We start from the raw sequence: 23,781 nt of genomic DNA, 5'->3' as shown, positions 1-23,781 counted from the left end.
GCTCACTCCCCGGAGCCGTTGGTATCCGGCTTCATTTCGTACACCTTCTCGGCAATATCCGTGAACAGCACGCCGTTCAGGTGGTCGATCTCATGCTGGAAAGCCCGGGCCAGCAGACCGCTGCCGGTAACGGTGAGCTCCTTGCCTTCCCGGTCCAGGCCGCGGACGGTCACCGTCTCGGCGCGGCGGACATCTCCGTTCAGGCCGGGGATGCTGAGACAGCCTTCCGGTCCGAACTGTTCGCCTTCCTTGGATAGAATCTCGGGATTGATCATCTGGATCAGTCCATGTTCATCACCGGCGTCGACAACAATCAGCCTCTTGAGAATGCCGACCTGCGGCGCAGCCAGGCCCACGCCCTCGGCATCGTACATCGTGTCCGCCATGTCGTCCAGCAGCTTCTGGACATTGGGCGTGATTTTGGTAACCTCCTTAGCCGTCTTATGCAGGACGTCGTCGGGTTCAATTACGATCAAACGGATTGCCATAAGTCTCTGGTCCACCTTTCCTGTCGTTCCAAATTCCTTTTATTTCCATTACATCATCATTTGCGGATCCACATCAATGCCAATCTGAAGCCCGCTGTCCCGGGCTGAATCCTCCAGCTCGTCCGCCACTTCCCGCGTAAGGCCGATCGCGTCGATCGAGCCTCTCCATTTGACGATGCACTGGAAGCGGTAGCGGCCCTTCAGGCGCGGAATCGGCGAGGCCACCGGCCCCAGGAGATCCAGGGCGTCCGAAGACAGCTTGTCGAGACTGCCGAACCAGCGGCGCTGGCGGGCCCGGCCCTGCAAATTCAAAGCCAGATTCTCCGCCATCCGAAGCGCCACCGACATTTCTTCATGCGACAGCGTAACGAGAATAAGCCGGCAGTAAGGCGGGTAATGCATTTCCTTCCGGTGCCTCAGCTCGTCGCGGACAAAAGAGTCATAATCATGCCCGGAGGCATGAATGATCGAATAGTGATCCGGCGTATACGACTGGATCAGCACTTCGCCGGGCAGCACATGGCGGCCCGCCCGTCCGGCTACCTGGGTGAGGAGCTGAAACGTCTTCTCCGCGGCCCGGAAATCCGGCAGGTTCAGGGCGGAATCGGCCGTAATGACTCCTACCAGGGTGACATCCGGAAAATCAAGTCCCTTCGCGACCATCTGGGTCCCGAGCAGAACATCAGCCTTCTTGTCCCGGAAGCCGGCAAGCAGTTTCTCGTGCGAGCCTTTCTCCGTCGTCGTATCGACATCCATCCGAATGACCCGGATGCCCGGGAACAGCTTGCCGAGTTCCTCTTCGACCCGCTGGGTCCCCGTCCCGAAGAAGCGGATGTGCTCGCTCCCGCATTCCGGGCAGACCTGCGGCGAGGGCTCGGCATGACCGCAGTAATGACAGCGCAGATTGTCGCTGCGGCTGTGATAAGTCAGCGAGATATCGCAGTTCGGACATCCGGCCACGTAGCCGCAGGAGCGGCACATGACGAAGGTCGAGAAGCCGCGCCGGTTCAGGAGCAGCACCGTCTGCTCGCCCCGCTCGAGCCGTGCGGCGAGCGCGCTGTGCAGCCCGCGGCTGAACATCGAGCGGTTCCCTTCCTTCAGCTCCTCGCGCATATCCACGATCTCCACGCGGGGCAGCGCGTTGCCGAGCGCCCGTGTGGACATCGTCAGCAGCCGGGGAGCGAAGTGGATATCGCTCTGGGACCGGGCGGCGTAATAGCTCTCCAGCGAAGGCGTGGCCGAGCCCAGCACGACGACCGCGTCCCCCTGCTCGGCCCGCCGGACGGCTACATCCCGGGCATGGTAGCGCGGGTGCTCCTCCTGCTTATAGGAGGTCTCATGCTCTTCATCAATAATTACCAGACCCAGATTGGAGAAAGGCGCGAATACGGCCGAACGCGCTCCGACCGCGACGAATGCCTTGCCTTCCCGGATCTTGCGCCATTCGTCATAGCGTTCGCCTGAAGACAGCCGGCTGTGCATCACGGCCACGCCGCTGCCGAACCGGCTCTTGAAGCGTTCGACCATCTGCGGAGTCAGCGATATTTCCGGGACCAGCACGACCGCCTGTCTTCCCTGGTCCACGCAGCGCTGGATCGTCTGCAGATAAATCTCCGTCTTCCCGCTCCCGGTTACACCGTGCAGCAGGAAGACTTCATGTCTGCGCTCTTCGACGGCGGCCGCGATCGGATCGTAGGCGGCCTGCTGTTCTTCGGTCAGCGCAAGCGGCGTGCTCGGCTTGAAGTCCCGGCCCCGGTAGGGGTCCCGGTACACTTCAATCTCGGTGATTTCGACAAGACCCTTGTCCTCCAAGCCCTTGACGGTTCCCGCCGTGACCTGCAGCGCGGCCAACACGTCCTTCAGCGGCATCGGCAGCACCGCCTCCAGGTCGATCAGATAAGACAGCACTTCCTTCTGCCGGGCGGAACGGGCCGGGAAGGAAGCCAGCGCATCGCGCGCCGCCTCCGGGTCTACGGCCAGATCTACAGCCTTCAACTTCTTTTTGCCAAGCTTATCCTTGATCGACTGGCTCTCCTTCAGCACGCCGCGTCGCAGCATGAACTTGACGGTCTCCGCGCCGCTCGGGAACGCCCGGGCTAGCTGCTTCATCGACACTTCGCCGCTCCGGCGGACAAATTCTGCAATGTCGCGCTCTTCCTTTCCCGGTCCCGGGAACATCGGCAGCCATTCCTCATCCGGAAAGATGGCCGCATCGGGCTCCGCTTCCTCGTCGCCCAGCGAAATGAGCCGTTCAGCCTTTCCCTTGAGCGCCGTTGGCAGCATGGCCTGGAGCGCGGAGATTTTGCGGCAGGCATAGCGTTCGCTGATCCAATCCGCCAGCTCCACAAGCTCCGGCGACAGAGGCGGCATCAAATCCAATACCTCCTGAACCGGCTTGAGGCCGGGTACAGTCCGAACGTCGCCGTATTCCAGCGCCACAACAAAACCCTGCACCGTCCGGTGCCCGAACGGAACGGCCACGCGGCTTCCGACCTCGATCCATACCTTCATCGCGTCGGGAACGGAATAGTCAAAGGGCCGGTCCGTGCTGCGCACCGGGACGTCTACGATGACTTTGGCAATGTCCATTACAGCAGAGCTCCCGCCGTGCGCCGGGCGGCGATATCCAGGATGCGCTCAGCCGCGTCGTCCTTGGACATCAGCGGCAGACTCTCGACCAGTCCGTTCCGGTCGTAGACGGAGACCCGGTTCGTATCGACGCTGAAACCCGCGCCCGGTTCGGCCACGTCGTTGGCAACGATGAGATCGCAGTTCTTGCGTGCAAGCTTGTCCTTCGCGTATTCCTCGGCATTGCCCGTCTCTGCGGCAAAGCCGATCAGAAACTGCGTCGTCTTGGAACGGCCCAGCGTCTCCAGAATATCAATCGTCTTGACCAGTTCGAGCGTCATCCGCTCGCCCGCTTTCTTGATCTTCGTCTCCGCCCGCTCCGCCGGCCGGTAATCGGCGACGGCTGCCGCCTTAATCAGAATATCGCAGTCCGCCCATTCTCCAAGGACGGCTTCATACATATCGGCGGCCGACTGCACGCGGACCACCTTCAGGTCCGGCGGCGGCGGAACGTCGGTCTTCGCAGCGATGAGCGTAACCTCCGCGCCGAGCCGGCTGGCGGCCCGGGCAAGGGCGAAGCCCATTTTGCCGGAAGAATCATTTGTAATATAGCGAACCGGGTCAATCCGTTCCACCGTACCGCCCGCCGTAATGACAACCTTGCGTCCGGCCAGCGTCTTCTCCTTCTCCTGCTGCGCGAAGAAGGCTTCCACACAAGCCACGATGGTCTCCGGCTCCTCCATCCGCCCCTTGCCGACATAGCCGCAGGCCAGCAGCCCTTCGCCCGGTTCAATCATCCGGACGCCGCGTTCAGCGAGCGTGCGCAGATTGTTCCTCACAGCCGGATGCGTATACATATGGACGTTCATCGCCGGAGCCAGCATAACGGGAGCCGTCACCGCAAGCAGCGTGGTGGACAGCATGTCATCGGCAATTCCGTTCGCCATCTTGCCGATAATATTCGCCGTGGCCGGAGCAACGAGCACCAGATCTGCGGCATCCGCGAGGTCGATATGCGAGACGGAGGACGGGTCGCGTTCCTGAAAGGTATCGCTGAAGACCCGCTGTTTCGACAGCGACTGCAGCGTAAGCTCCGTGATGAACTCTTTGGCGGAAGCCGTCATGATGACATGCACCTTGGCGCCCTTCCGGGTAAGCTTGCTGACCAGCGCCGCCGCTTTGTAGGCCGCAATGCCGCCCGTGACGCCGAGCAGTATCGTTTTGCCGTGCAACATCCTCTTCCCTCCCAAACTAAAAAAATAACAACCTTGCGGTTGTCAGGATCTGCCCGCTTCCGGGCTTATCTACCTATGGGCCGGCAGGGCGGGCCGCCGAAGCGGCCGCACTCCCTCTCGGGCCTGTCGTGTCCGGCGAAGGGTCTATTCTTCTTCCTCGTGACCGACGACGACTTGATCCTTGTACACTTCTTCCAGAGCAACTCCGACGTTCTTGTGGGATTTCGGAGATTGCAGATCGCTCTTCGCGCCTTCGCGGAGCTGTCTCGCCCGGCGGGCGGCTGCCACCACGAGCGAATATTTGCTGTCCACCTTGTTCATCATTTCATCAATAGACGGATATAGCACAAGCACACCTCTTCACTTCGGATGAATTACTTGATTTTACAATGTTCGGCGATAATAATGCTTTCTATTCGCTTGCAGGCCAGATCAATCTCGTCGTTAACCACCGCATAATCATAGTGACGCATAAGGCTGATCTCATCCTCGGCCACCGACATGCGGTGGTTGATGACTTCGTCATGTTCCGTTCCGCGTCCGCGAATCCGGTCTTTCAACTCGTCCATCGAAGGAGGCAGCAGGAACACAAAGATGCCTTCGGGGAATTTCTCTTTGACCTTAAGCGCGCCCTGGACTTCAATCTCCAGAATGATGTCCCGCCCGCTCTCCAGCGTCTTCTCCACGAAGTCGCGCGGGGTTCCGTAATAGTTGCCCACGTACTCGGCATGTTCCAGCAGCTGGTCGTTCTCGATCATGGCGGCGAACTGCTCGCGGGTCTTGAAAAAATAATTCACGCCATCCTGCTCCCCGGCACGGGGGCTGCGCGTCGTAGCCGAGACGGAATACACAAGATCCGGTATTCTCGGCCGCAGGGCGGTACACACGGTTCCTTTACCCACTCCGGAAGGTCCGGACAACACAATCAGCAATCCTTTTCGCATAGTACACTCCATCACTCGTTTATTCGTCGTTATCGTCATCTTTGCTGGACAGGCGGTGGGCCACCGTCTCCGGCTGAACGGCCGAGAGAATGACATGGTCGCTGTCCGTGATGATGACGGCTCGGGTCCGGCGTCCATAGGTCGCGTCGATCAGCATATGCCGATCCCGGGCTTCCTGAATGATTCGCTTGATCGGAGCGGATTCAGGGCTGACTATGGAAATGATGCGATTGGCCGAGACGATATTTCCAAAGCCGATATTGATAAGTTTAATGGCCATGTTCCGGTTGTTCCCCCCATATGGTTGACTCTTGATTCATTCGTGCGCCGGCAAAAAGCCGCTACTCCAGATTGGCAGCCTGCTCGCGGATCTTCTCCAGCTCGTTCTTGATATCGAGAACCCGGTTCGTAATCTCCAGACGGCTGCTCTTCGAGCCGATCGTATTGGCTTCCCGGTTCATCTCCTGAACGAGAAAATCCAGCTTGCGGCCCGAGGGACCGCCGCCCTCAAGCAGATCCCGGAATTGTCCGGCATGGCTTCGCAGCCGTACGAGCTCCTCATCAATGCTGCTGCGGTCCGCGAATAGAGCGACCTCCATGTTAAACCGTTGCTCGTCAAAGGGGAACACGCCTTCACTCAGCTCCTGCAGCCGGTTCCTCAGCCTGTCACGGTATTCCTCCGGAACGGACGGCGCCAGCGCCGCCAATTCGTCCAGATGCCGCTCCAGAACTTCCAGTCTGCGGAGCATCTCTTCCGACAAAAAACGCCCTTCTCTTGCCCGCATCGCGACCAGCTCCCGAAGGCTCTCTTCCAGCCCGTCGCGAAGCACGGTCTCAAACGCCTCTCCCTGAAGGACCGAGGAACGGTCTTGTCCTTCCATTACCCCGGGAAGGCGAAGCAGTTCTCCCGGCGTAAGGTCGCCGGGAAGGCCGAAGCCGGAACGGAGCCGTTCGGCAGCGGCCAGATAGGCGCGGACAAGCGGCTCGTTCAATACCGGTCCGGCGCTCTGCTCGTCCGCATCGGCGGCAATGCTGACGTCCACCCGTCCCCGGGCTATCTCACGCTGAACCAGCTTGCGCAGTCCGTCCTCATGCCTTGCCCACTCTCTTGGCATGCGGAACAGCACTTCGCAGTAGCGGTGGTTGACGCATTTCAATTCGAAACGCAGGGTAAAACCGCCGAATTTCCTTATGGATTGACCGAATCCGGTCATGCTAAATGACATCGGCATCACATCCGTTACACTATTGTAATGGATTCCTTCTAGCGAAACAAGGGGGACAATCGGCGCCCCGTCTTGGTCCATACATGCTGCAGCAGCTCCGCGCTCATCTCATAGAACATGAACGGCGTCATCAGGTAAATGCCGTTGAACCGCTTCATGGCTTCGTCCAGAAGCTCCTTGGCAATGGCGACGCCCTCCGCCCGTCCGGCTTCGCCCTCAAGCCCCGCCATTCTCCGGCGAACCTCGTCCGAGAGCTGGATGCCCGGGACCTCATTGTGCAGATACTCGGCATTGCGGCCGCTGGCGAGCGGCATGATGCCCAGAAAGATCGGCACATTCAGATGGGCGGTCGCATCGGCGATACGGCCGATGAGCTCGGGATCGTAGACCGGTTGGGTCATAATATAGTCGGCGCCGGAGGCAATCTTCTTCTCCAGCCGTTCCACGGCCTTGTTCAGATGCTTCACGTTGGGGTTGAACGCTGCGCCAATCACGAAATTGGCGCGCTGCTTCAGCGGTTTGCCCGAGAAGGAAATTCCGTCGTTCAGCTGTTTGATCATCCGGATAATCTCAAAAGACGTCAGATCATAGACCGAGCTGGAGCCCGGCAGATCGCCGAACCGGGCCGGATCTCCCGTAACGGCCAGCACATGGTCGATGCCCAGGGCGTCAAAGCCCATGAGATGGGACTGGGTGCCGATCAGATTGCGGTCCCGGCAGGCGATATGAATCAGGGGCCGCAGACCGGTCTTCTGAAGCGCAATCGCGCCGAGCGCCATATTGCTCATACGCGTGACGGCCAGCGAGTTGTCGGCCAGCGTCAGCGCGTCCGCTCCGGCCCGGCGGAGCGCCTCGGCCCCGTCCAGGAACCGGGAGATGTCGAGATCGCGGGGCGGGTCCAGCTCCACAATGACCGTATGCCGCTCCCGGACCAGATCAACCAGCGTCGGTTCTCCGCCGTCTCCGCCTTCTTCCTCAGCCGGCTCCTGAATCCGAATCCGGTCCCGCTCGGGCGACGCAGCGGGTTCCGGAAGGGGCCGCGGCTCGTAGTCCGTCAGCGCCGCCGCGATCTCCGCAATATGCGCGGGCGTCGTTCCGCAGCAGCCGCCGATCAGACGGGCGCCCAGATCGGCGAAGGCAGTCGCCATGCTTCCGAAATATTCCGGGGAGGCTCCGTACCGGTACTGGCCGTCCACATAATCGGCGACGCCGGCATTCGGATAGACGGAGACCGGCACTTCCAGCTGGCCCTGAAGCGTGCCGAGCGAACGCTTGATGCCGATCGGTCCCGTCCGGCAGTTGAAGCCGATCATGTCGGCCCCGTCCTCCTGCAGAATCCGGAAAGCTTCGGGCAGCGTCAGCCCGTCCAGCGTCATCGCCGTCTCGTCCACGGCCAGCTGGCAGATCACCGGAAGAGCGCTCAGCTTCCGCACCGTTCTCAGCGCCAGGTGAAGCTCCTCCACGTCATAGAACGTCTCCAGCAGAATGCCGTCGGGTTCCTCCTCCAGCAGCGCTCCGATCTGCCGCCCGAACAGGCGCTTAAGCTCGGCAGCCGAGAGATTCGCCCGCTTGCCGGCGCGGATGGAACCGACGGCTCCGACTACATAGCCCGTCTCGCCGGCCGCTTCCCGCGCAATGCGGACGCCCGCCCGGTTGATCGCCTCTACGCCCGATTCCAGCCCGAACTTCGACAGCTTGTCCTCATTCGCGGAATACGTATTGCTCTCCAGCACCTGAGCGCCGGCTTCCATATAGCTTCTGTGCACATCCCGAATCACCTCGGGGCGCGTCAGATTGAGTTCTTCATAAGAGATTCCCACCGGGAACCCCATATTGTACAAAAAGGTGCCCATCGCACCGTCTCCGACCAGTATGCCGCTCTCCCAGGCTTTGCGCAAATCCGGCTTCACGTCGACGCCTCCCCTGACTTTGGATTTTTATAAATGTAACACAAATCGGCAGCTTCGATAAGAGATTGGCGGAAAATGCACGATTGTCTTCATCTTCCTGCCATTCAGGAGCCAAATTGGCGATTCTTTGGCTTTTACGCGCCAAAAAAGCGGACTTCGGTTCCCCGAAGCCCGCTTGCTCTTCGCCGCTCCCTCCGGCGACGGTCTCTCCGGCAGGGGGTTCAGATCTCCACCGTACCGGTGAAGACCGCTTCTGCCGGACCGGTCATGTAGACGTGGTTGTCTTCCTCGCTCCAGCGGATATGCAGGTCGCCGCCCTTCAGGCTGACCCGGGCGCTGCGTTTAGCAAGTCCGTTCAGAACCGAAGAGACGAGGGTTGCGCAGGCTCCCGTTCCGCAGGCCAGCGTCGGTCCGGCGCCGCGTTCCCAGACCCGCATATCGATGCTCTCCCGGTCCCGGACGGTTGCGAACTCCACATTGACCTTGCGGGGAAAGAGCGAATGCGTCTCCAGCGGAGGACCGAAGGCTTCAAGGTCGAAGCTGACCGCATCCTCGACATAGATCACGCAGTGCGGATTGCCCATAGATACAGCCGTGAACCGGAACTCGCGTCCGTTCGCCTCAATCGGCTGCCCCAGAACGGGCTCGGCGTCAACGGCGACCGGAATCTGCGGACCGGACAGTACCGGCTCTCCCATATCCACCGTTACCGTCTCCACGCGCCCGTCCTTGACGGTTAGGCTGACCTTCTGGGCGCCCGCCCCGATCGTCTCGATTACGATGCGCTCGGAGGTTACATGCCCGTGGTCATATACATATTTCGCGACGCAGCGGATGGCGTTGCCGCACTGCTCCGCTTCCGAACCGTCGGAGTTGATGATCCGCATCTTGAAGTCGCCGATCCCGGAAGGAAGAATATAGACCAGCCCGTCGGCCCCGATGCCGAAATTCCGGTTGCAGAGCTTGACGGCCAGTTCCGGCGCATCGTCCGGAAGCTCGCGTTCCCCGAAGACGACGATAAAATCATTGCCGAGTCCGTGCATTTTGGTGAATTCCATGAATCGACCACTCCTTCAGTAAACTGCAAACAGCATACCGCAAGGAGCGGGACAATGCTATTGATTTTATGCCGAAATTTTTGTACTTTTCGCCTGCGGTCTGGTTCCGCTGCCTCCGCTGCGTCCGCTTCCGGCATGGCGGCGCTTCAACCGGTTGCCGCTCCATACGCTGCCCGCTCCCATGAGGAAGGTCGGAATCCCGGCGGCGACGAAGCTCAGTGCGAGGTCGCGGAATCCGAGCGGCACCGTCTTGAAGATCGGCTGCATGGCCGGGATATACATGACGGCCAGCATGAGCAGCACCGAGGACAGCACGGCGAGCACCAAGTATTTATTCTGGAAGGGATTGCGGTGGAACACCGAGCGGGAGCTGCGGCAGTCGAACACATGGATGAGCTGGGCCAGCACCAGGGTGGCGAAGGCTACGCTCTGCGCCTGCATCAGCCGGGCGGGATCGCCGGGATCGGAGCGCAAGGTCAGCCAGAAGGCGCCCAAGGTGCACAGGCCGATCAGAAAGCCGCGGCTGATAATCTTCCAGCCCAGCCGCCGGGCGAAGATGTTCTCTCTGGAACCGCGCGGCTTGTGTTCCATCAGGTCTTTCTCGGGCTGATCCACGCCGAGCGCCATCGCCGGGAGTCCGTCCGTGACGAGATTGACCCACAGAATCTGGATGGGGACCAGCGGCAGCGGCAGACCGAGCATCATGGCGAAGAACATCGTCAGGATTTCGCCGACATTGGAGGCCAGCAGATAGCGGATGAACTTCCGGATATTCTCGTAGATGCTTCGGCCTTCCTCAATCGCCGCGACAATCGTCGAGAAGTTGTCGTCTCCCAGGACAAGCGCAGACGCTTCCTTGGTTACGTCCGTACCTGTAATGCCCATCGCAATGCCGATGTCGGCCGCCTTGATCGCCGGCGCATCGTTGACCCCGTCTCCGGTCATGGCCACCACATGTCCGCCGCGCTGCAAGGATTTCACAATCCGCAGCTTGTGCTCAGGGGAGACCCGGGCGTACACATAGACATGGTCGCTCATTTTATCCAGCTCATCATCGTCCATGCGCGACAACTGGGCTCCGGTCAGAACGGAACCCCCCCGCTGAATGATGCCCAGCTGATGGGCAATGGCTTCGGCGGTCGTTCCATGGTCGCCGGTAATCATCACCGTCTTGATCCCTGCCCGGCGCGTGACGGCTATGGCGTCCCGCACTTCGCGCCGGGGCGGATCGATCATGCCGGTCAGACCCGCGAAGACGAGCTGGGATTCCGTCTCCTTGTCGGTCTCGCTCTTCTCGCCGGAGCGAAGTTCCCGAAAAGCCAGCCCGAGCACCCGGAGCGCGCCCGAAGCCATGCTCTCGTTCGCTTCCAGCACTTTCTGGCGGAGCGTTGGCGTGCAGGGCACTACCTGGCCTTCCCACAGCATATAGGCGCAGCGGCCGAGCAGCACATCGGGCGCGCCTTTGGCGCAGACCATCCGGCCTCCCGGATGCCGGACAATGACCGACATCAGCTTCCGTTCGGAATCGAACGGGAACTCCTTCTCGCGGGTAAAGGTCTGGGCCAGATGGCCGGCCGTCAGCCCCATCTTGGCCGACAGCGCGATGAGCGCGCCTTCGGTGGGGTCCCCCTTGAGCGTCCACACCTTCTCTCCGGAATAGACCGCCTCGGCGCCCTCCTCTCCTTCGCTGTTCCCGCTCTTTTTGCTCTTGCGCTTGGCCTTGGACTTGGCCTTGTTCTCAGCTTCGGTCTCCACAATCTCGGCATTGTTGCAGAGCGCGGCGATCTGGAGCACCCGGCGCAGGCTCTGGTCATGCTTGAGTTCTACCGGTCTGCCCTTGTCGGTAACCGCACCGACCGGCGCATAGCCTTCTCCTGTGACCTCCATCACCCGGCCGCCCGTCCATACCCGCGTTACCGTCATCTTGTTCTGCGTCAGCGTTCCGGTCTTGTCGGAGCAGATGACGGAAGCGCAGCCCAGCGTCTCCACTGAAGGGAGCTTGCGGACGATAGCGCCGCGCTTGATCATGCGCTGCACGCCGAGCGCCAGGGCAATCGTGACGATGGCCGGCAGCCCTTCGGGAATGGCGGCGACCGCCAGACTGACCCCGGCCAGGAACATTCCGGTTGCGGGCTGGCCATGCAAGATTCCTGCCAGCACAACGACGACGGTGAGAATAAGCGAGACGTAGATCAGGATTTTGCCGAGCTGCTCCAGACGCCGCTGCAGCGGCGTCTCCTGGGATTCCGTGCTCTGGATGAGGTCCGCGATCTTCCCCATCTCCGTATCCATCCCGGTTCGCACGACGATGGCCCGGCCCGTTCCGCGGGTAACCATCGTCCCCATGAAGCCGATATTCTTCTGGTCGCCGAGCGGCACTTCCTCCGCAGCGATCGGCTCCGAATGCTTGGATACGGGAAGCGACTCGCCCGTCAGTGCGGACTCCTCCGTGTACAGGCTGCTGCATTCCAGCCAGCGCACATCGGCGGGCACCCGGTCGCCGCTCTCCAGGAGGACAATATCGCCCGGCACCAGCATCCTCGCCGCTTCATGCCGGCTCTCGCCGCCGCGCACCACTTTGGCCGTCGGAGCCGACAGCTGCTTCAGCGCCCGCAGCGAGCGTTCCGCCCGGAATTCCTGAACAAATCCGAGAATACCGTTCAGAATGATGATGGCGATGATGGTAACGGCATCCAGATATTCGCCGAGCAGGCCGGACACCAGGGTGGCTCCCATCAGCACCAGCACCATGAAATCCTTGAATTGGTTGAGCAGCAGGGTGAACGGCGACAGCCGTTCTCCTTCCGAGAGCTCATTGTACCCGCTGTCCTCGCGCCTTCTCCCGGCTTCCTCTTCACTCAGTCCGCCCTGGGGCGTTACGTTAAAATGCGCCAGCAGCTCCTCTCTTCCCAGCCGGTGCCAACTTGTGTGTTCCATGGACAATCGTTCCCCTCCCGGTCATTTCTGTATCCGCTTCGCCAGGGAAGCGGACCGACAGCTTTTCCACCCGTTCATGACCTAATGTATTCGGGGTCGTCCGCAATTATCACCCTGTCCCGGAAACCAGGGGCGGCAGCGCTTCGCCTCCCTCTTTGCGTCCGAACCGGGAAGTATGGCATCATAGAGGAAGCAATTTTAACTTCAAGGACGGGAGATTAAGCAATCATGGCACTTGACGGCATCGTAACCCGCGCCATCGTCAGCGAGCTTCAAGCCTGCACGGGGCAGCGGATCAGCAAAATATATCAACCCAGCGACCATGATCTGGTCTTCACCCTGCGGGGAGCCGTAGGAGGCAGACTGCTCTTGTCCGCCAACCCGACCTATCCCCGCGTTCATTTCACGGAGCGCCAGGGCATCAATCCTTCGGAAGCGCCGATGTTCTGCATGCTGATGCGCAAGCACTGCGAAGGCGGCGTCATTGAGAGCGTGGAGCAGATCGGGCTCGAGCGGATCATTCATATGCGCATCCGCCAGCGCGACGAGCTGGGAGATGTATCTGCAAAGATCCTCATTATCGAGCTGATGGGCCGGCACAGCAACCTGATTCTGACCGACGCTGCAACCGGAACGATTATCGACGGAATACATCATGTCACCCCCGCGATCAGCAGCTACCGGATCGTAATGCCCGGCTTTGCCTACACAGAGCCGCCGCGCCAGCATAAGCGGAACCCGCTGGAGATGAGCCGGGAGGAGTTCGCCGGGCTCTTCCGTCAGGCGGCGGAAGAGGCGGCGCAAGCGGCCGCCGCTCAAGTCGGCGGGGACGAATCCGCAAGCGGGCAAGAGGCGGAGTCAGCCGGACGCGAGCCGGCCGGAAGCCCGGCTGAAGCTGCGACCGCGGCGCCTTCCCCTCTGGACGATCCGGCCGGCTGGATCGTCGCGTCGTTCAGCGGGATCAGTCCCCTGATCGCGCAGGACATGGTTCGCCGGTCGGAGTCCCGGACCGCGGAGGCGCTGGCGGACGCTTTTGAAGCCACCTTCTCTCTTGTGCGCGCCTCCGCCTTCACCCCGATGACGGGCTTCAATGCGAAGGGCAAGCCGATCTTCTCGGCGGTTCCCTTGAGTCTGTTCGAAGGAGAGATCAAACGCTATCCGACGATCAGCGCCTGCATGGAGGACTACTACGGCGACAAAGCCGAGCGCGACACCGTGAAGCAGCGCGTCAGCGATCTGATCCGCTTCCTGTCCAATGAACGGAGCAAGAACCTGAAGAAGCTCGATAAGCTTCGCCAGGATCAGGAAGAGGCGCAGGACGCCGACCGTTACCGGATTTACGGCGAACTGATCTTCGCTTCGCTGCACGCGCTCAAGAAGGGCGACCGCGAAGCCAGGCTGGTCAATTATTACGACGAGAACCAGGCGGAGATCGACATTCCGCTCGATCCGCTGCTGACGCCCTCGGACAATGCGCAGCGCTACTTCAAGAAGTACAACAAGTACAAGAACAGCCTCGCCGTCATTGACGAGCAGACCGCTCTGACCCGCGAGGAGATCACTTATATGGAGAGCCTGCTTCAGCAGCTGGATCATGCGTCCCTGAACGACATCGAAGAGATCCGCGACGAGCTTGTCTCCGGCGGCTATCTGCGGGACCGAAGCAAGAAAGGCAAGAAGAAGAAAAAACCGTCCCGGCCAACGTTTCAGGTCTTCACTTCGTCGGAAGGAATCGAGATCTATGTCGGCAAGAACAATCTCCAGAACGAGTATTTGACGAACCGGCTCGCCGGTCCGAACGATACGTGGCTGCATACGAAGGACATTCCCGGCTCCCATGTGGTCATCCGCAGCGAGAGCTTCGGCGATGCTACGCTGGAGGAAGCCGCCCAGCTCGCCGCCTACTTCAGCCAGGCCAAGCAGTCGAGCAGCGTTCCGGTGGACAGCACGCTGATCCGGTATGTCCGCAAGCCGAACGGCTCCAAGCCCGGCTTTGTCATCTATGACCGCCAGAAGACGCTGGTTGTCACCCCCGATGAAGACCGGATCAGAGCGCTGCCAAGCGCGCTGCGAAGCTGACTTCCCGGGCGTTCATCGTCCCGCTGCCTCCTTCCGGCAAAAAAACCCAAAGAGCAGCCGCCCTGTCTAACAGGCGGCTGCTCTTTGAGTTGGGACCCCGTCCCTTCGGTCCGCATCTCGCTGAAGCGGCCCTGACCTACATTTATCACGCGCAGTGCAGCGCCGGATGCCGCGAAGCCCCGGTGACTGTCGTCTCGGGAGCCGCCGGCCCGCCGCAGCTTCAGGCCACCCGACTGTCTTCGCTCCGGCCCACTGCAGCTTCAGGCCATCCGGCTGTCTTCGCTCCGGTCCCCCGCCAGCTTCTCCAGCACGCCCGCATCTACCGTCACGCTGCCGAGCTCGCCGTGGAAGACTACGCCGCCCCGGGCACCGTGATAATCGGAGCCGCCGGTTACGAGCAGACCGTACTCCTCCGCAAGCGCCAGATAGCGCTGCTCCTCGGCAGGCCCGTGGTCGGAATGATACGCCTCGATTCCGGCGAATCCGCCCTGGTCCAGAATATCCCGCACCAACCCGTCGTCCCCGTAGAGACCGGGATGCGCCAGTACCGCCCGCCCCTTCGCTTCGGCGATCCAGCGGCAGGCCTCCGCCGGTGTGATCCGGGGCGGCGATACGTAGGCCGCCGCACCTTCGGCGAGGAATTTGTCGAAGGCATCCCGCATGTCCCGGGCAGCGCCGAGACGCACCAGTTCATCGGCGATATGCGGCCGTCCGACACTCTCGTCGGGCTTCAGCTCCCGGCCGATGCCGCGCAGTACCGCTTCCATCGTAACGGGAATGCCCAGCTCGCGCAGCCGGACCAGAATGGCCTCGTTGCGGGAAGCCCGGGTGTCCCGCAGCCCTCTCAGCCGTTCCAGGAAGACCGGGTCTTCATAATCAATAAAGTAGCCGAGGATGTGGATATCCTTGCCTCCGGCCCGGGTGCTGATCTCGACTCCGGGCACGACGGCAAGGCCGAGCCGCTTCCCGGTCTCCAGCGCTTCAGCCACGCCGGCTACCGTGTCATGATCGGTAATGGCGACGGCGGCCAGTCCCCGTTCGGACGCCAGACGCACATTCTCGGCGGGCGGCTGCATCCCGTCGGAAGCTTGGGTGTGGGTATGAAGATCGCAGCGTCCGGCCGCCAGAAGCCGGTCGGTTCCTGTATTATTCATGAACGTCTCCTCCTTGGTATGCCCGCTGCGCCTCCTCCTGTTCCCGCCCGCCATGCTGGCGCAGGAACGCCAGGAAGGTTACGGCGGGGAGCGGCAGCAGCGTAGATTTTAACCGGATGGCATAGAACCGGCGCCGGAAAGAGGCGTCCCGGATACGTGCGGTCGAGAGCAGGCCCAGCGCGATTTCGTGACGAAGGGTCGACGGCGAGAGCATCGCGATGCCCAGCCCCGCCTCAACGGTGGACTTGACCGCTCCGGTGCTCCCCAGCTCCATGACGGTGTTGATCTCCTTCGGGTCATAGCCCTTGGCCATCAGCTGTTCCTCCATAACTCTTCGGGTCCCGGATCCCTGTTCACGCAGCACAAAAGGATATCGAAGCGCCTCTTCCAGCGTGACATTCTCTCTCCCGGCCAGTTCATGGCCTGCCGGCACCACCAGCAGCAGCTCGTCTTCCATTACCGGCTCAATATCCATATCGGGGTGGGACACCTCGGCTTCAATTAACCCGAAGCTCAGCCGATTGCGGGCAATCTCCTCGATAATCTGTGTCGTATTGCTGACCTCCAGGGTTACCGAAATTTCGGGATACGCCTGGCCGAACGGAACCAGAATCCCGGGCAGCACATATTCGCCGATCGTCAGGCTGGCTCCAAGCTGCAACCGGCCCGAGAGTTGCTGTGTGTACTCCGCCATGGCCCGGTCCGTCTCCCGCATCAGCTCCAGGGTGCGGAGCGCGAACGGAAGCAGCGCCTCTCCGGCGTCGGTCAGCATGATCTTCTTGCCGGAACGGTCGAACAGCTTGACCCCAAAATAATCCTCCAGCCCTTGAATCTGCATGGTCACTGCCGGTTGAGTCATATGCAGCGCCTGAGCTGCCGCAGAGAAACTCCCCCGTTCAGATACGGTATAAAAGATGCGAAGCTGATGTATATTCATGCCCATCCCCCTTCTCCTTGCGGCTCTAAATCCGGCGCGTCCCGAACCTGAAGGCGCACTTCCCGGCCCGCCGCTCTGAACGGACTGTTCAAATAAGCAAGAAGCCCGCGGCCGGGTGGCCGCGAGCCTCTGGGTCCAAGGCGCTACCGCCGTTTCCGGCCGGTATGCACCAGACTGCCGCGCTTCGCGTTCCGCGGGCGGGCCGTCAGTGCGCTCAGATCCCGCAGGTGGATATCCTCCGACATTTTGCCGAGAAAAGAGACGACCGTCAGCTTGTACAACACGTTGCCGAGCTTGTCCGTCTCTCCCGCAATCTCCGTCAGCCGAACGGCGATCACCAGATCGTTATCGATGCAGTAGATCTCCGGCTCTTCCGGAGAGTGGACGCGAATCCGCTTCTGCTTCAGGCACTGCCACAGCCAAAAAGCGCTCCAACGGCCCGGGCTTCCTTCTCTCTGGTTCCATTCCTCCAGCCGCCGCGCCGCGTGGGGCGCGATTGCGGCATCCGCAATCCGCCGGCCCTCCAGCATGATAAAGAACGGATCGTTCATGCCGGGGCCTTCCGCTTCAATATCGCGCATACAAGTCTCACACTCCCGGCGTTCAGGTACTGGCGCTTCTAATGGTCCTATTCTACCATGATGAACGGCGGATATCCATGTACCCTTGACGAACGCGTTCGGGCCGGAAGACGCAGCGTTCATTCCCGGGCGGTGCTTCGTCCGCTGCCCCCTGCAAATAAAAAGCGCCCGGAACGCGAGGTTCCGGGCGCTTCCTTGTTCATCCTGCACCGGACAACCGCGGCCTACAGGCTGTAGGAGCGGGTCTTGTCCGGGTTCTTGCTGGCATATTCCGTCTTCAGCTCATTGCGGTAGGAACGCTCGATCTTGCGGACATAGGAGAGCCGCTTGATGTTCTTCATCGTCTCTTCCGCCCGGTCCGCATTCACATAGATGACCGCATAGTGCATCTTCCGGGAAATGTAATGCAGGCTGCCGTATTTCTCCAAGTTGCGCGCCGCCTTGACGTCGCTGACCCAGACGATGTAACCGGTTCGTTCCGCAAACATGCTTCTTTCCGCCTCTCTGCCGTAGATATAGGATTCCAGCGTCTTTAGCCGCAGGAGCACTTGCCGCCGCTGCCGCAGCCCCCGCCGGAAGGCAAGGGATCATTGCCCGGAACCTTGATGCTGTCCGATACCGAATACGCGATCGTCTCCGACATGGAATGCAGCAGATCGTCCAGCGTCTTCTCCGCGGCCTTGAAACGGACAACCTCCTCGAATTGTTCGAGCTCCGCCTCGACCTTGGCGACTTCGCCCAGCGCCTCATGATAATTCGGATGGAAGTGGCCGAACCGCTGTGTCTCCTCAAACAGCTCTTTCTTCCGCTCCAGCTTGCGGACCAGCTCCTGGATGCCGGCATTTGCGGCGACCCGTTCCTTCCAGTATAAATAATCCGACACCTCGGCGGATTGGTTAATCATATCGCCCAATTCATAGGCGTATATAAGAACTTCGGCCATGTCTACCGAATGCGCTTCCGCTACGCTCATGAGCCTCATCTGCCTTCTATATGAAATACCCACCTTGCGGTGGACTCTCCTTATCATACCATATCGCCCTGCCCCGCAGAAGAGGCAATGCGCGATTTCGGCAGCATGATTCCGATCTCGCCCCAATCTTCGGCCTCCAGCTCGGCGGCCGCGGGTTCCGCCCCGTCTTCATCGGCAAAATAGCCGAAGACCCGCCAGCGGCCCGGCAGGATTCGCTCGGGCACGAACCGCCGCTCTTCTCCGTCCACGGTCACGGCGGCTGCAACGCCCCAGCGTAGCGCCTGCTCCATCACGCTGCGGGAGGTCGCGGCATGGTACCGCCGCCGCTCCCGCAGCCACATGGCCGGAACCCGGTCCCGGTCCGGCCAGAGCTCCGCCGCCGGCTCCCGCACGGCGGCCCCTTCGCCGAGCCCCCGGCTCGGCGGGAACAGCCCCGGCGCCGCACCGGGGCTTCCTTCGCGCGCCGCCGCTTTCGGCGCGCTGCCTGCGGCGCGGCCCTCCCGGGCGGCCGCGCCCTCCCCGCCGCCCGGCGCAGCGGGCGGCGGGTCGAGCCGGAACAGCTCCGGTTCCGGCACAGGGGCCGCGCCGCGGCCGGAGGGCGGCGCAAGACCCGCAGCCGCCAGCTCGCGCAGCAGCGGCGGCAGGCGGTCCGGCAGCACCCCGAAGTGCAGAGGGCCCAGCCGGACCAGACAGTCGCCCAGGCGCGGGTGGCCGGCTACGGCCTCCGCGTCGGCGAGATCGCGGCAGGCGAGCACCTGCATCTCGGACAGACGCGTCCGCCCAAGCCCGGCCGCCCACTGACCGATAATCTCCGCTGCGCCGGGAGGGAGGCCGCCCGCGGCATGACGGCCGAGCCAGGCTGCGGCCTCCTCCGGCGGGAGTCCGGCCGCCGAAGCGGCCTCCAGGCGTTCCCGGGTCAGCCGGAAGCTCCAGAGCCCGCTCTCCAGCTTCTCGGGCTCGGCGAAGCAGGCCAGTCCCCAGCGCACCCGGTACGGCGTCTCCGGCGGAATCAGCACCTCCAGATCGGGCTGAACGATCAACTGTCCGGTTCGCGCTTCGGCAGCCTCGACAGCTTCGGAGATTTCCGCCGCATCCTTCTCCCTGTCCTCATTCGGCGCAGTTTCCTGCCGCAGGCAGCTTGCAGAGCAGGGGTAGGGCATCCGCCAGCGGAAGCAGAGCCCGCCGTCCGCGTCCGCGCGTCCCAGCGAGAGCAGCCCCGCCCCCGCCAGCCAGGACAGCCAGGCGGCCGCTTCCGGCTCCTGCTGCTCCGGCGCTCTTCGGCCCTGTCCCAGACCCGCTGCTTCAAGCGCAGCCAGCAGGCGGTCGAGGCGGTACCAGCGGCCCGCCAGCCAGCCGGCTCCCGCAACCGCGCCCCGCAAAAGCTGCGCCCCCGGGCCGAGAGCGCCGTACCGGAAGCATACGGCTTCAAGCGCCCGGGCGTACATCGCTTGCTCCGCCAGGCCGAGCCATGCTTCGGTTCGTTCCCGGTCCGGGATCAGAAGCCCGTCCCGCCGGCGGATCAGTCCCAGCGTCAGCAGCAGATCGATTAGCACCAGCGCCGGCAGCGGACACTCCGCCGGATAGGACGAGCGAAGTCCGAGCCCTTCCAGATGCCCTTCCTGGAGAGATACCCCCGCCGCCAGCTTCTTCAGATGGCCCAGATGCAGCAGTCCTTTCGCCGTAAGCGGAAGCCCGCTTCCGGCAATCCGGTGCAGCAGACGGAACAGGTCCGCCGGAAGCCCCGCTGCTGCCGGCATGATGATCCGGACTGCCGGCTCAGGACCGGTCTCGGGGACATAGCGGAAGAAGCGGCCCTGCACTTCCGCAAGCCGCCCTTCTGGAATGCCGTAGAGAAGCTCTCCGCCAACGCGCCGTACGCCGGCGAGCAGCCCCTGGGCCAGCAGTTCTTCCCGGGCGATGATCAGCTCCGACCGGCTCATGCCGGGCGGCCGGAGCTTCTCCGCCGCTTCCTCCGTCCAAGGCAGCGCCGCATGCGCGGCGCAGACCAGCCGGAGCAGCTCCGCAGCCTTGTCGCTCAGCATCGGTATCCTCCTTCCGGTCCGTTCCCGAAGAGTTCAAGTCCGATACGCCGGTATTCGTAGCCCTGCTCCGTCAGGAACAGGCGTCGGCGGACCGCAAAGTCTTCCTCCCTTGTGTCCTCCGTGACCAGAACATAGAAGATGGCCCGGTTCCGGCCCGGCTTGGGCCGAAGGATCCGTCCCAGCCGCTGCGCTTCCTCCTGGCGGGAGCCGTAAGCCCCCGATACCTCGATGGCTACGGCCGCCGCAGGCAAGTCCACGGCAAAATTGGCTACCTTGGACACCGCCAACCCCGGAATCTCTCCTGCATTGAAGCTCCGGTACAGCTCCATCCGCCGTCCTTGCGGCGTCCTTCCGGTCAGAAGCGGAATTCCGGCGGCAGCGGCGATCTCCTCCAGCTGGTCCAGGTACTGGCCGATAATCAGAACCGGCTCTCCGGCATGGCGCTTTAGCAGCCGCAGGGCGGCCTCCGTCTTGGCCGGATTGACCGAAGCCAGCCTGAACTTGTCGCGAACCGGCGCCCGGAGATACTGCATTCTAAGCTCCGGAGCCATCGGCACCCGAACCTCCGTGCAGGCCGCTTCCGCCAGCCAGCCCTGTCCCTCCAGCTTCTTCCACGGGCAGTCATACAGCTTGGGTCCGATCAGAGAGAAGACGTCGCTTTCTCTTCCGTCTTCCCGGACGAGCGTTGCCGTAAGCCCCAGTCTGCGGGTAGCCTGAAGATCCGCCGTTACCCGGAAGACGGGAGCGGGCAGCAGATGGACCTCATCATAGACAATAAGGCCCCAGCTCCGTTCACCCAACAGGCCCAGGTGATTCCGGCCCTCTCTTTCTCCCTTGCGGGCCAGCATCTGGTAGGTCGCCACCGTAACCGGCCGAATCTGCCTGCGGCTGCCGGAATACTCGCCGACGTCGGCAGGCTCAAGTTCAGTCCAGCGGAGCAGCTCGGCGATCCACTGGCGGACCGAAGTCGTGCTGCTGGTCAGAATCAGCGCTTCACAGGAGAGGGCTTGCAGAACGGCGATGCCCAGCAGCGTTTTGCCGGCCCCGCAGGGCAGCACCAGGACGCCGCTTCCTCCGGCGCTGCGATACCGTTCCGCCGCTTCTTTCTGATAATCGCGAAGCTCCGACGCCCTTCCCGGCTTCCAGCTTATCGCCAGCGCTTCTCCCGCCCGGTAGCCGGCTTCGTCGAGCACCGGATACCCGGCCCGGGCCAATGCCTGCTTCACCCGGCCCCGGTTGCCCAGTTCCGCGGTCAGCTCGCAGGGACCGGTTCGCCGAAGCCCGGCTTCCTGCGAAGCGCCTTTCCGCTCCAGCTCGTCCAGCAGATGGATCTCCCCGGTCAGCACCAGCCGGTCGGCGGAAGCCGGTGAAGGAAGAAGGCGCAACTTCCCGTAGCGAGATATGATCTCCGTCACTTCTTCCGCGACGCCCTCCGGCGGATCCCAGCGGGCATACTCTCTCAGCCATTCCACCGTCTGTTCCGCCGACAGCCCCCGGGCGGCCGCATTCCATAGAGAGACAGAGCTCATCCGGTAGGTATGATACGGCGGCGGACTCTTCACCAGTTCGGCGAACTGGGCCAGCTTCTCCCCCGCCTCCGCCGAGCGGGAATGGCTGCAATCCAGCAGCAGCGTCCGGTCCTTCCGGACAATCAGCGGTCCGTTGCCGTTCATGACAGCACCTCCTTGACCTGTCGTTCCTTATCCCGAATAGCTTGGCTGCTCTGCTGGAAAAATATGCGCAAGCCTGCAAGCCGGGCTCCCGTTTCTTCCTCCTGCGCAGACACAAAAGGCGCCGGTCTCCGTCTGGAACGGAGTATCCGGCGCCTCTGTCGGCGCTGATTGGGCGGCTTAACATTGGAGCCGCTTCAGTCTCTAATGCAAGTGATGTTCCGAGATATCGCTCAGCGCGTCCCCGGCATTGTCGGCAAAAATGCCGCGGACCGCCAGATCGCCGATGGATACAATGCCGACCAGCTTGCCGTCGTCGGTGACCGGCAGACGGCGAATCTGCTGTTCCGCCATCAGCTCGGCGGCCTCGTCGACAGTGGTATAGCGCGAAGCCGTGCGGATGCCGGTCGTCATCACCGTCTCGATCGAAGTCGAGCCGGAATGCTTCTCCGCATAGCCGCGGGTAACCAGGTCGCGGTCGGTCACAACGCCGATCAGCGTCTCGCCGTCAGCGAACTCGACAACCGGAATGAAGCCGGTATCGTGATCCTTCATCTTGACGGCAGCTTCGTAAATATTGTCCTGCAGCGTGACAGTAACGGGACGGGCAGACATAATTTCCTGTACGGTTCTCTTCATGCTTGTTCACGCCTCCTGCATTCGATTCGCCGGAGTGCCGCCCCTCTCTGGGCAGACTGACCGGCTGTGCGAATATAGGCTGTCCCTGCGTCTGCCCGGTTATGCGCAGCCGCCCTAAGCTTGCGCTTCCTTCTTCGGAGCGGCAGGCTCCCGCAGCCGGGAGTCGGCCATGGCAGCCAGCAGCTTCGCTCCGTGCAGCAGCGCATCCTCGTCGAAGTCAAATCGGGGATGATGGTGCGGATAGACCGCATTCTTCGCCGGATTGCCCGCTCCCACGAACATGAAGCAGCCGGGAATTTCCCGGACATAATAGGCAAAATCCTCCGCAGGCATAATGGGCTCCATGCTGGCAACCTTCACCTGGGGACCCAGCGCCGCCGGAGCTACGGCAAAGAACCGCCGGGTCTCTTGCTCATGGTTCACCAGCGTCGGGTAGCCGATCATCATCTCAATCCGCGCCTCCGCCCCGTAGGCGGCAGCTACCGACTCCGTCATCGAACGGATGCGGCTGCGGATCAGTTCACGCGATTCCTCGTCGAAGGTGCGCACCGTTCCGGAGATCCGGCATTGCTCGGCCACCACATTCTGGGCCGAGCCTCCTTGAATCGTGCCGATGCTGACCACAGCCGGACGCAGGGGGTCTACATTGCGGCTGACAATGCTCTGGAGCTGCAGCACCAGAGCCGATGCCGCCACAATGCTGTCGGTCGCCCGGTGGGGCGCCCCTGCATGGCCCCCCCGGCCGTTAATCTCGATGAAGAACTCATCCGTCGAGGCCATCAGCGGTCCTGCCGCGCTCGCGGCTGTGCCCACCGGCAGCGGCGTCCACAGATGCAGTCCGTAGACCGCGTCCGCTCCTTCCAGAGCGCCGTCCGCAATCATGCCGAGCGCGCCGCCCGGACAGACTTCCTCCGCAGGCTGGAACAGGAAGCGCAGCTCTCCGGCCACTTCCTCCCGCATGCTGCTGTAATAGCGGGCCACGGCCAGCAGAATCGCCGTGTGTCCGTCATGTCCGCAGGCGTGCATGACTCCCGGAACGCCGGAGGCATAGTCGCATTGCTTCTCATCCTGAATCGGCAGCGCATCCATATCGGCTCTAAGTACGACCGTCGCGCCGGGCTTGCCGCCGCGAAGTACGCCGAGCACGCCGTATCCGCCGCCGCAGCGGCGCGCCTCCAGGCCGAATTCAAGCAGCTTGTCCGCTACAAACGCCGATGTAGCCTGCTCCTGGCCGGACAGTTCCGGGCGGCGATGCAGATAACGCCGCCAGGACACCATGTCCGGCTCCAGACTTTCCCATGTGATCCGTTCCATCCGCTTCCATTCCCTTCCCCTTGTTG

Annotated in this window: 20 protein-coding genes; 1 reads left to right on the top strand and 19 read right to left on the bottom strand. The window is 62.3% G+C overall.

The features are described 5' to 3' along the window. Positions 1–2: 2 nt before the first annotated feature. The 10 genes from def to RBI05_RS02255 all read right to left on the bottom strand — a co-directional run bounded on the left by def (position 3) and on the right by RBI05_RS02255 (position 12,366). Complete coding sequence (gene def / locus RBI05_RS02300; protein WP_310549980.1) at positions 3–488, bottom strand: peptide deformylase; 486 nt, start codon at positions 486–488, stop codon at positions 3–5. Between the two features lie 48 nt (positions 489–536). Then, a complete protein-coding gene (gene priA, locus RBI05_RS02295; RefSeq protein ID WP_310549979.1) occupies positions 537–3,077 on the bottom strand; it encodes a primosomal protein N' in 2,541 nt (846 codons plus the stop codon). After that, complete coding sequence (gene coaBC, locus RBI05_RS02290) at positions 3,077–4,291, bottom strand: bifunctional phosphopantothenoylcysteine decarboxylase/phosphopantothenate--cysteine ligase CoaBC (RefSeq protein WP_310549978.1); 1,215 nt, start codon at positions 4,289–4,291, stop codon at positions 3,077–3,079. The genes priA and coaBC overlap by 1 nt, the downstream gene beginning before the upstream one ends. Positions 4,292–4,435: 144 nt before the next feature. Then, positions 4,436–4,639, bottom strand: a complete 204-nt coding sequence (rpoZ, locus tag RBI05_RS02285; protein WP_150458410.1) for a DNA-directed RNA polymerase subunit omega — start codon at positions 4,637–4,639, stop codon at positions 4,436–4,438. Positions 4,640–4,665: 26 nt separating this feature from the next. Then, entirely contained in the window at positions 4,666–5,235 is a 570-nt protein-coding gene (gene gmk, locus RBI05_RS02280) for a guanylate kinase (protein WP_150458409.1), read from the bottom strand. A gap of 19 nt (positions 5,236–5,254) precedes the next feature. Further along, complete coding sequence (gene remA, locus RBI05_RS02275; RefSeq protein ID WP_006209218.1) at positions 5,255–5,515, bottom strand: extracellular matrix/biofilm regulator RemA; 261 nt, start codon at positions 5,513–5,515, stop codon at positions 5,255–5,257. A 61-nt stretch (positions 5,516–5,576) separates the two neighbouring features. Next, positions 5,577–6,461, bottom strand: a complete 885-nt coding sequence (locus tag RBI05_RS02270; protein ID WP_310549977.1) for a YicC/YloC family endoribonuclease — start codon at positions 6,459–6,461, stop codon at positions 5,577–5,579. Positions 6,462–6,499: 38 nt separating this feature from the next. Continuing rightward, positions 6,500–8,371, bottom strand: a complete 1,872-nt coding sequence (locus tag RBI05_RS02265) for a bifunctional homocysteine S-methyltransferase/methylenetetrahydrofolate reductase (protein WP_150458407.1) — start codon at positions 8,369–8,371, stop codon at positions 6,500–6,502. A 221-nt stretch (positions 8,372–8,592) separates the two neighbouring features. Beyond that, positions 8,593–9,429: a diaminopimelate epimerase gene (gene dapF / locus RBI05_RS02260; RefSeq protein ID WP_310549976.1), complete on the bottom strand. Its 837-nt coding sequence runs from the start codon at positions 9,427–9,429 to the stop codon at positions 8,593–8,595. Between the two features lie 66 nt (positions 9,430–9,495). Continuing rightward, on the bottom strand, positions 9,496–12,366 hold the full coding sequence (locus tag RBI05_RS02255) for a calcium-translocating P-type ATPase, SERCA-type (RefSeq protein WP_310549975.1): 2,871 nt from the start codon (positions 12,364–12,366) through the stop codon (positions 9,496–9,498). A gap of 228 nt (positions 12,367–12,594) precedes the next feature. On the opposite strand from RBI05_RS02255, the gene RBI05_RS02250 reads away from it, so the two are divergent. Beyond that, positions 12,595–14,445, top strand: a complete 1,851-nt coding sequence (locus RBI05_RS02250) for an Rqc2 family fibronectin-binding protein (protein ID WP_310549974.1) — start codon at positions 12,595–12,597, stop codon at positions 14,443–14,445. A gap of 260 nt (positions 14,446–14,705) precedes the next feature. Here the strand turns inward: RBI05_RS02250 and RBI05_RS02245 are convergent, their stop codons facing one another. The 9 genes from RBI05_RS02245 to RBI05_RS02205 form a co-directional block, all read right to left on the bottom strand. Then, the gene (locus RBI05_RS02245) at positions 14,706–15,599 is read right to left on the bottom strand and encodes a PHP domain-containing protein (protein ID WP_310549973.1); all 894 of its coding nucleotides are present in this window, start codon (positions 15,597–15,599) and stop codon (positions 14,706–14,708) included. After that, positions 15,592–16,542 (bottom strand): selenium metabolism-associated LysR family transcriptional regulator, encoded by a 951-nt coding sequence (locus RBI05_RS02240; RefSeq protein WP_310549972.1) that lies wholly within the window; start codon positions 16,540–16,542, stop codon positions 15,592–15,594. Before RBI05_RS02240 ends, RBI05_RS02245 begins: the two co-directional genes overlap by 8 nt. Before the next feature lie 137 nt (positions 16,543–16,679). Further along, positions 16,680–17,117 carry a hypothetical protein gene (locus RBI05_RS02235; protein ID WP_150458401.1) on the bottom strand — a complete coding sequence of 146 codons (438 nt, stop codon included), beginning with the start codon at positions 17,115–17,117 and terminating at the stop codon, positions 16,680–16,682. 224 nt (positions 17,118–17,341) lie between these two features. Next, positions 17,342–17,605, bottom strand: a complete 264-nt coding sequence (locus RBI05_RS02230) for a YlbG family protein (protein WP_150458400.1) — start codon at positions 17,603–17,605, stop codon at positions 17,342–17,344. A 44-nt stretch (positions 17,606–17,649) separates the two neighbouring features. Next, positions 17,650–18,090 carry a YlbF family regulator gene (locus RBI05_RS02225; RefSeq protein ID WP_150458399.1) on the bottom strand — a complete coding sequence of 147 codons (441 nt, stop codon included), beginning with the start codon at positions 18,088–18,090 and terminating at the stop codon, positions 17,650–17,652. Positions 18,091–18,143: 53 nt separating this feature from the next. Then, positions 18,144–20,132 carry a helicase-associated domain-containing protein gene (locus RBI05_RS02220; protein WP_310549971.1) on the bottom strand — a complete coding sequence of 663 codons (1,989 nt, stop codon included), beginning with the start codon at positions 20,130–20,132 and terminating at the stop codon, positions 18,144–18,146. Continuing rightward, positions 20,126–21,805, bottom strand: coding sequence for a DNA repair helicase XPB (locus RBI05_RS02215; RefSeq protein ID WP_310549970.1), 1,680 nt, complete (start codon positions 21,803–21,805; stop codon positions 20,126–20,128). The genes RBI05_RS02220 and RBI05_RS02215 overlap by 7 nt, the downstream gene beginning before the upstream one ends. Positions 21,806–22,006: 201 nt before the next feature. Continuing rightward, complete coding sequence (locus tag RBI05_RS02210; RefSeq protein WP_150458396.1) at positions 22,007–22,441, bottom strand: CBS domain-containing protein; 435 nt, start codon at positions 22,439–22,441, stop codon at positions 22,007–22,009. 114 nt (positions 22,442–22,555) lie between these two features. After that, on the bottom strand, positions 22,556–23,755 hold the full coding sequence (locus RBI05_RS02205) for an amidohydrolase (protein WP_310549969.1): 1,200 nt from the start codon (positions 23,753–23,755) through the stop codon (positions 22,556–22,558). Positions 23,756–23,781 lie beyond the last annotated feature (26 nt).

Origin of the sequence: Paenibacillus glufosinatiresistens (genome assembly GCF_031470375.1) — a bacterium.
Lineage (GTDB): Bacteria > Bacillota > Bacilli > Paenibacillales > Paenibacillaceae > Paenibacillus_AQ > Paenibacillus_AQ glufosinatiresistens.
This window is presented reverse-complemented; position numbering and strand designations above follow the sequence as displayed.

Coding starts and splice junctions, on each gene's coding strand:
- RBI05_RS02220 (WP_310549971.1), bottom strand. CDS start 20,132: ATGCTGAGCGACAAGGCTGCGGAGCTGCTCCGGCTGGTCTGCGCCGCG.
- RBI05_RS02210 (WP_150458396.1), bottom strand. CDS start 22,441: ATGAAGAGAACCGTACAGGAAATTATGTCTGCCCGTCCCGTTACTGTC.
- RBI05_RS02255 (WP_310549975.1), bottom strand. CDS start 12,366: ATGGAACACACAAGTTGGCACCGGCTGGGAAGAGAGGAGCTGCTGGCG.
- RBI05_RS02235 (WP_150458401.1), bottom strand. CDS start 17,117: ATGCGCGATATTGAAGCGGAAGGCCCCGGCATGAACGATCCGTTCTTT.
- dapF (WP_310549976.1), bottom strand. CDS start 9,429: ATGGAATTCACCAAAATGCACGGACTCGGCAATGATTTTATCGTCGTC.
- RBI05_RS02270 (WP_310549977.1), bottom strand. CDS start 6,461: ATGTCATTTAGCATGACCGGATTCGGTCAATCCATAAGGAAATTCGGC.
- RBI05_RS02250 (WP_310549974.1), top strand. CDS start 12,595: ATGGCACTTGACGGCATCGTAACCCGCGCCATCGTCAGCGAGCTTCAA.
- RBI05_RS02245 (WP_310549973.1), bottom strand. CDS start 15,599: ATGAATAATACAGGAACCGACCGGCTTCTGGCGGCCGGACGCTGCGAT.
- RBI05_RS02240 (WP_310549972.1), bottom strand. CDS start 16,542: ATGGGCATGAATATACATCAGCTTCGCATCTTTTATACCGTATCTGAA.
- RBI05_RS02230 (WP_150458400.1), bottom strand. CDS start 17,605: ATGTTTGCGGAACGAACCGGTTACATCGTCTGGGTCAGCGACGTCAAG.
- RBI05_RS02225 (WP_150458399.1), bottom strand. CDS start 18,090: ATGAGCGTAGCGGAAGCGCATTCGGTAGACATGGCCGAAGTTCTTATA.
- coaBC (WP_310549978.1), bottom strand. CDS start 4,291: ATGTTGCACGGCAAAACGATACTGCTCGGCGTCACGGGCGGCATTGCG.
- priA (WP_310549979.1), bottom strand. CDS start 3,077: ATGGACATTGCCAAAGTCATCGTAGACGTCCCGGTGCGCAGCACGGAC.
- RBI05_RS02205 (WP_310549969.1), bottom strand. CDS start 23,755: ATGGAACGGATCACATGGGAAAGTCTGGAGCCGGACATGGTGTCCTGG.
- RBI05_RS02215 (WP_310549970.1), bottom strand. CDS start 21,805: ATGAACGGCAACGGACCGCTGATTGTCCGGAAGGACCGGACGCTGCTG.
- remA (WP_006209218.1), bottom strand. CDS start 5,515: ATGGCCATTAAACTTATCAATATCGGCTTTGGAAATATCGTCTCGGCC.
- gmk (WP_150458409.1), bottom strand. CDS start 5,235: ATGCGAAAAGGATTGCTGATTGTGTTGTCCGGACCTTCCGGAGTGGGT.
- def (WP_310549980.1), bottom strand. CDS start 488: ATGGCAATCCGTTTGATCGTAATTGAACCCGACGACGTCCTGCATAAG.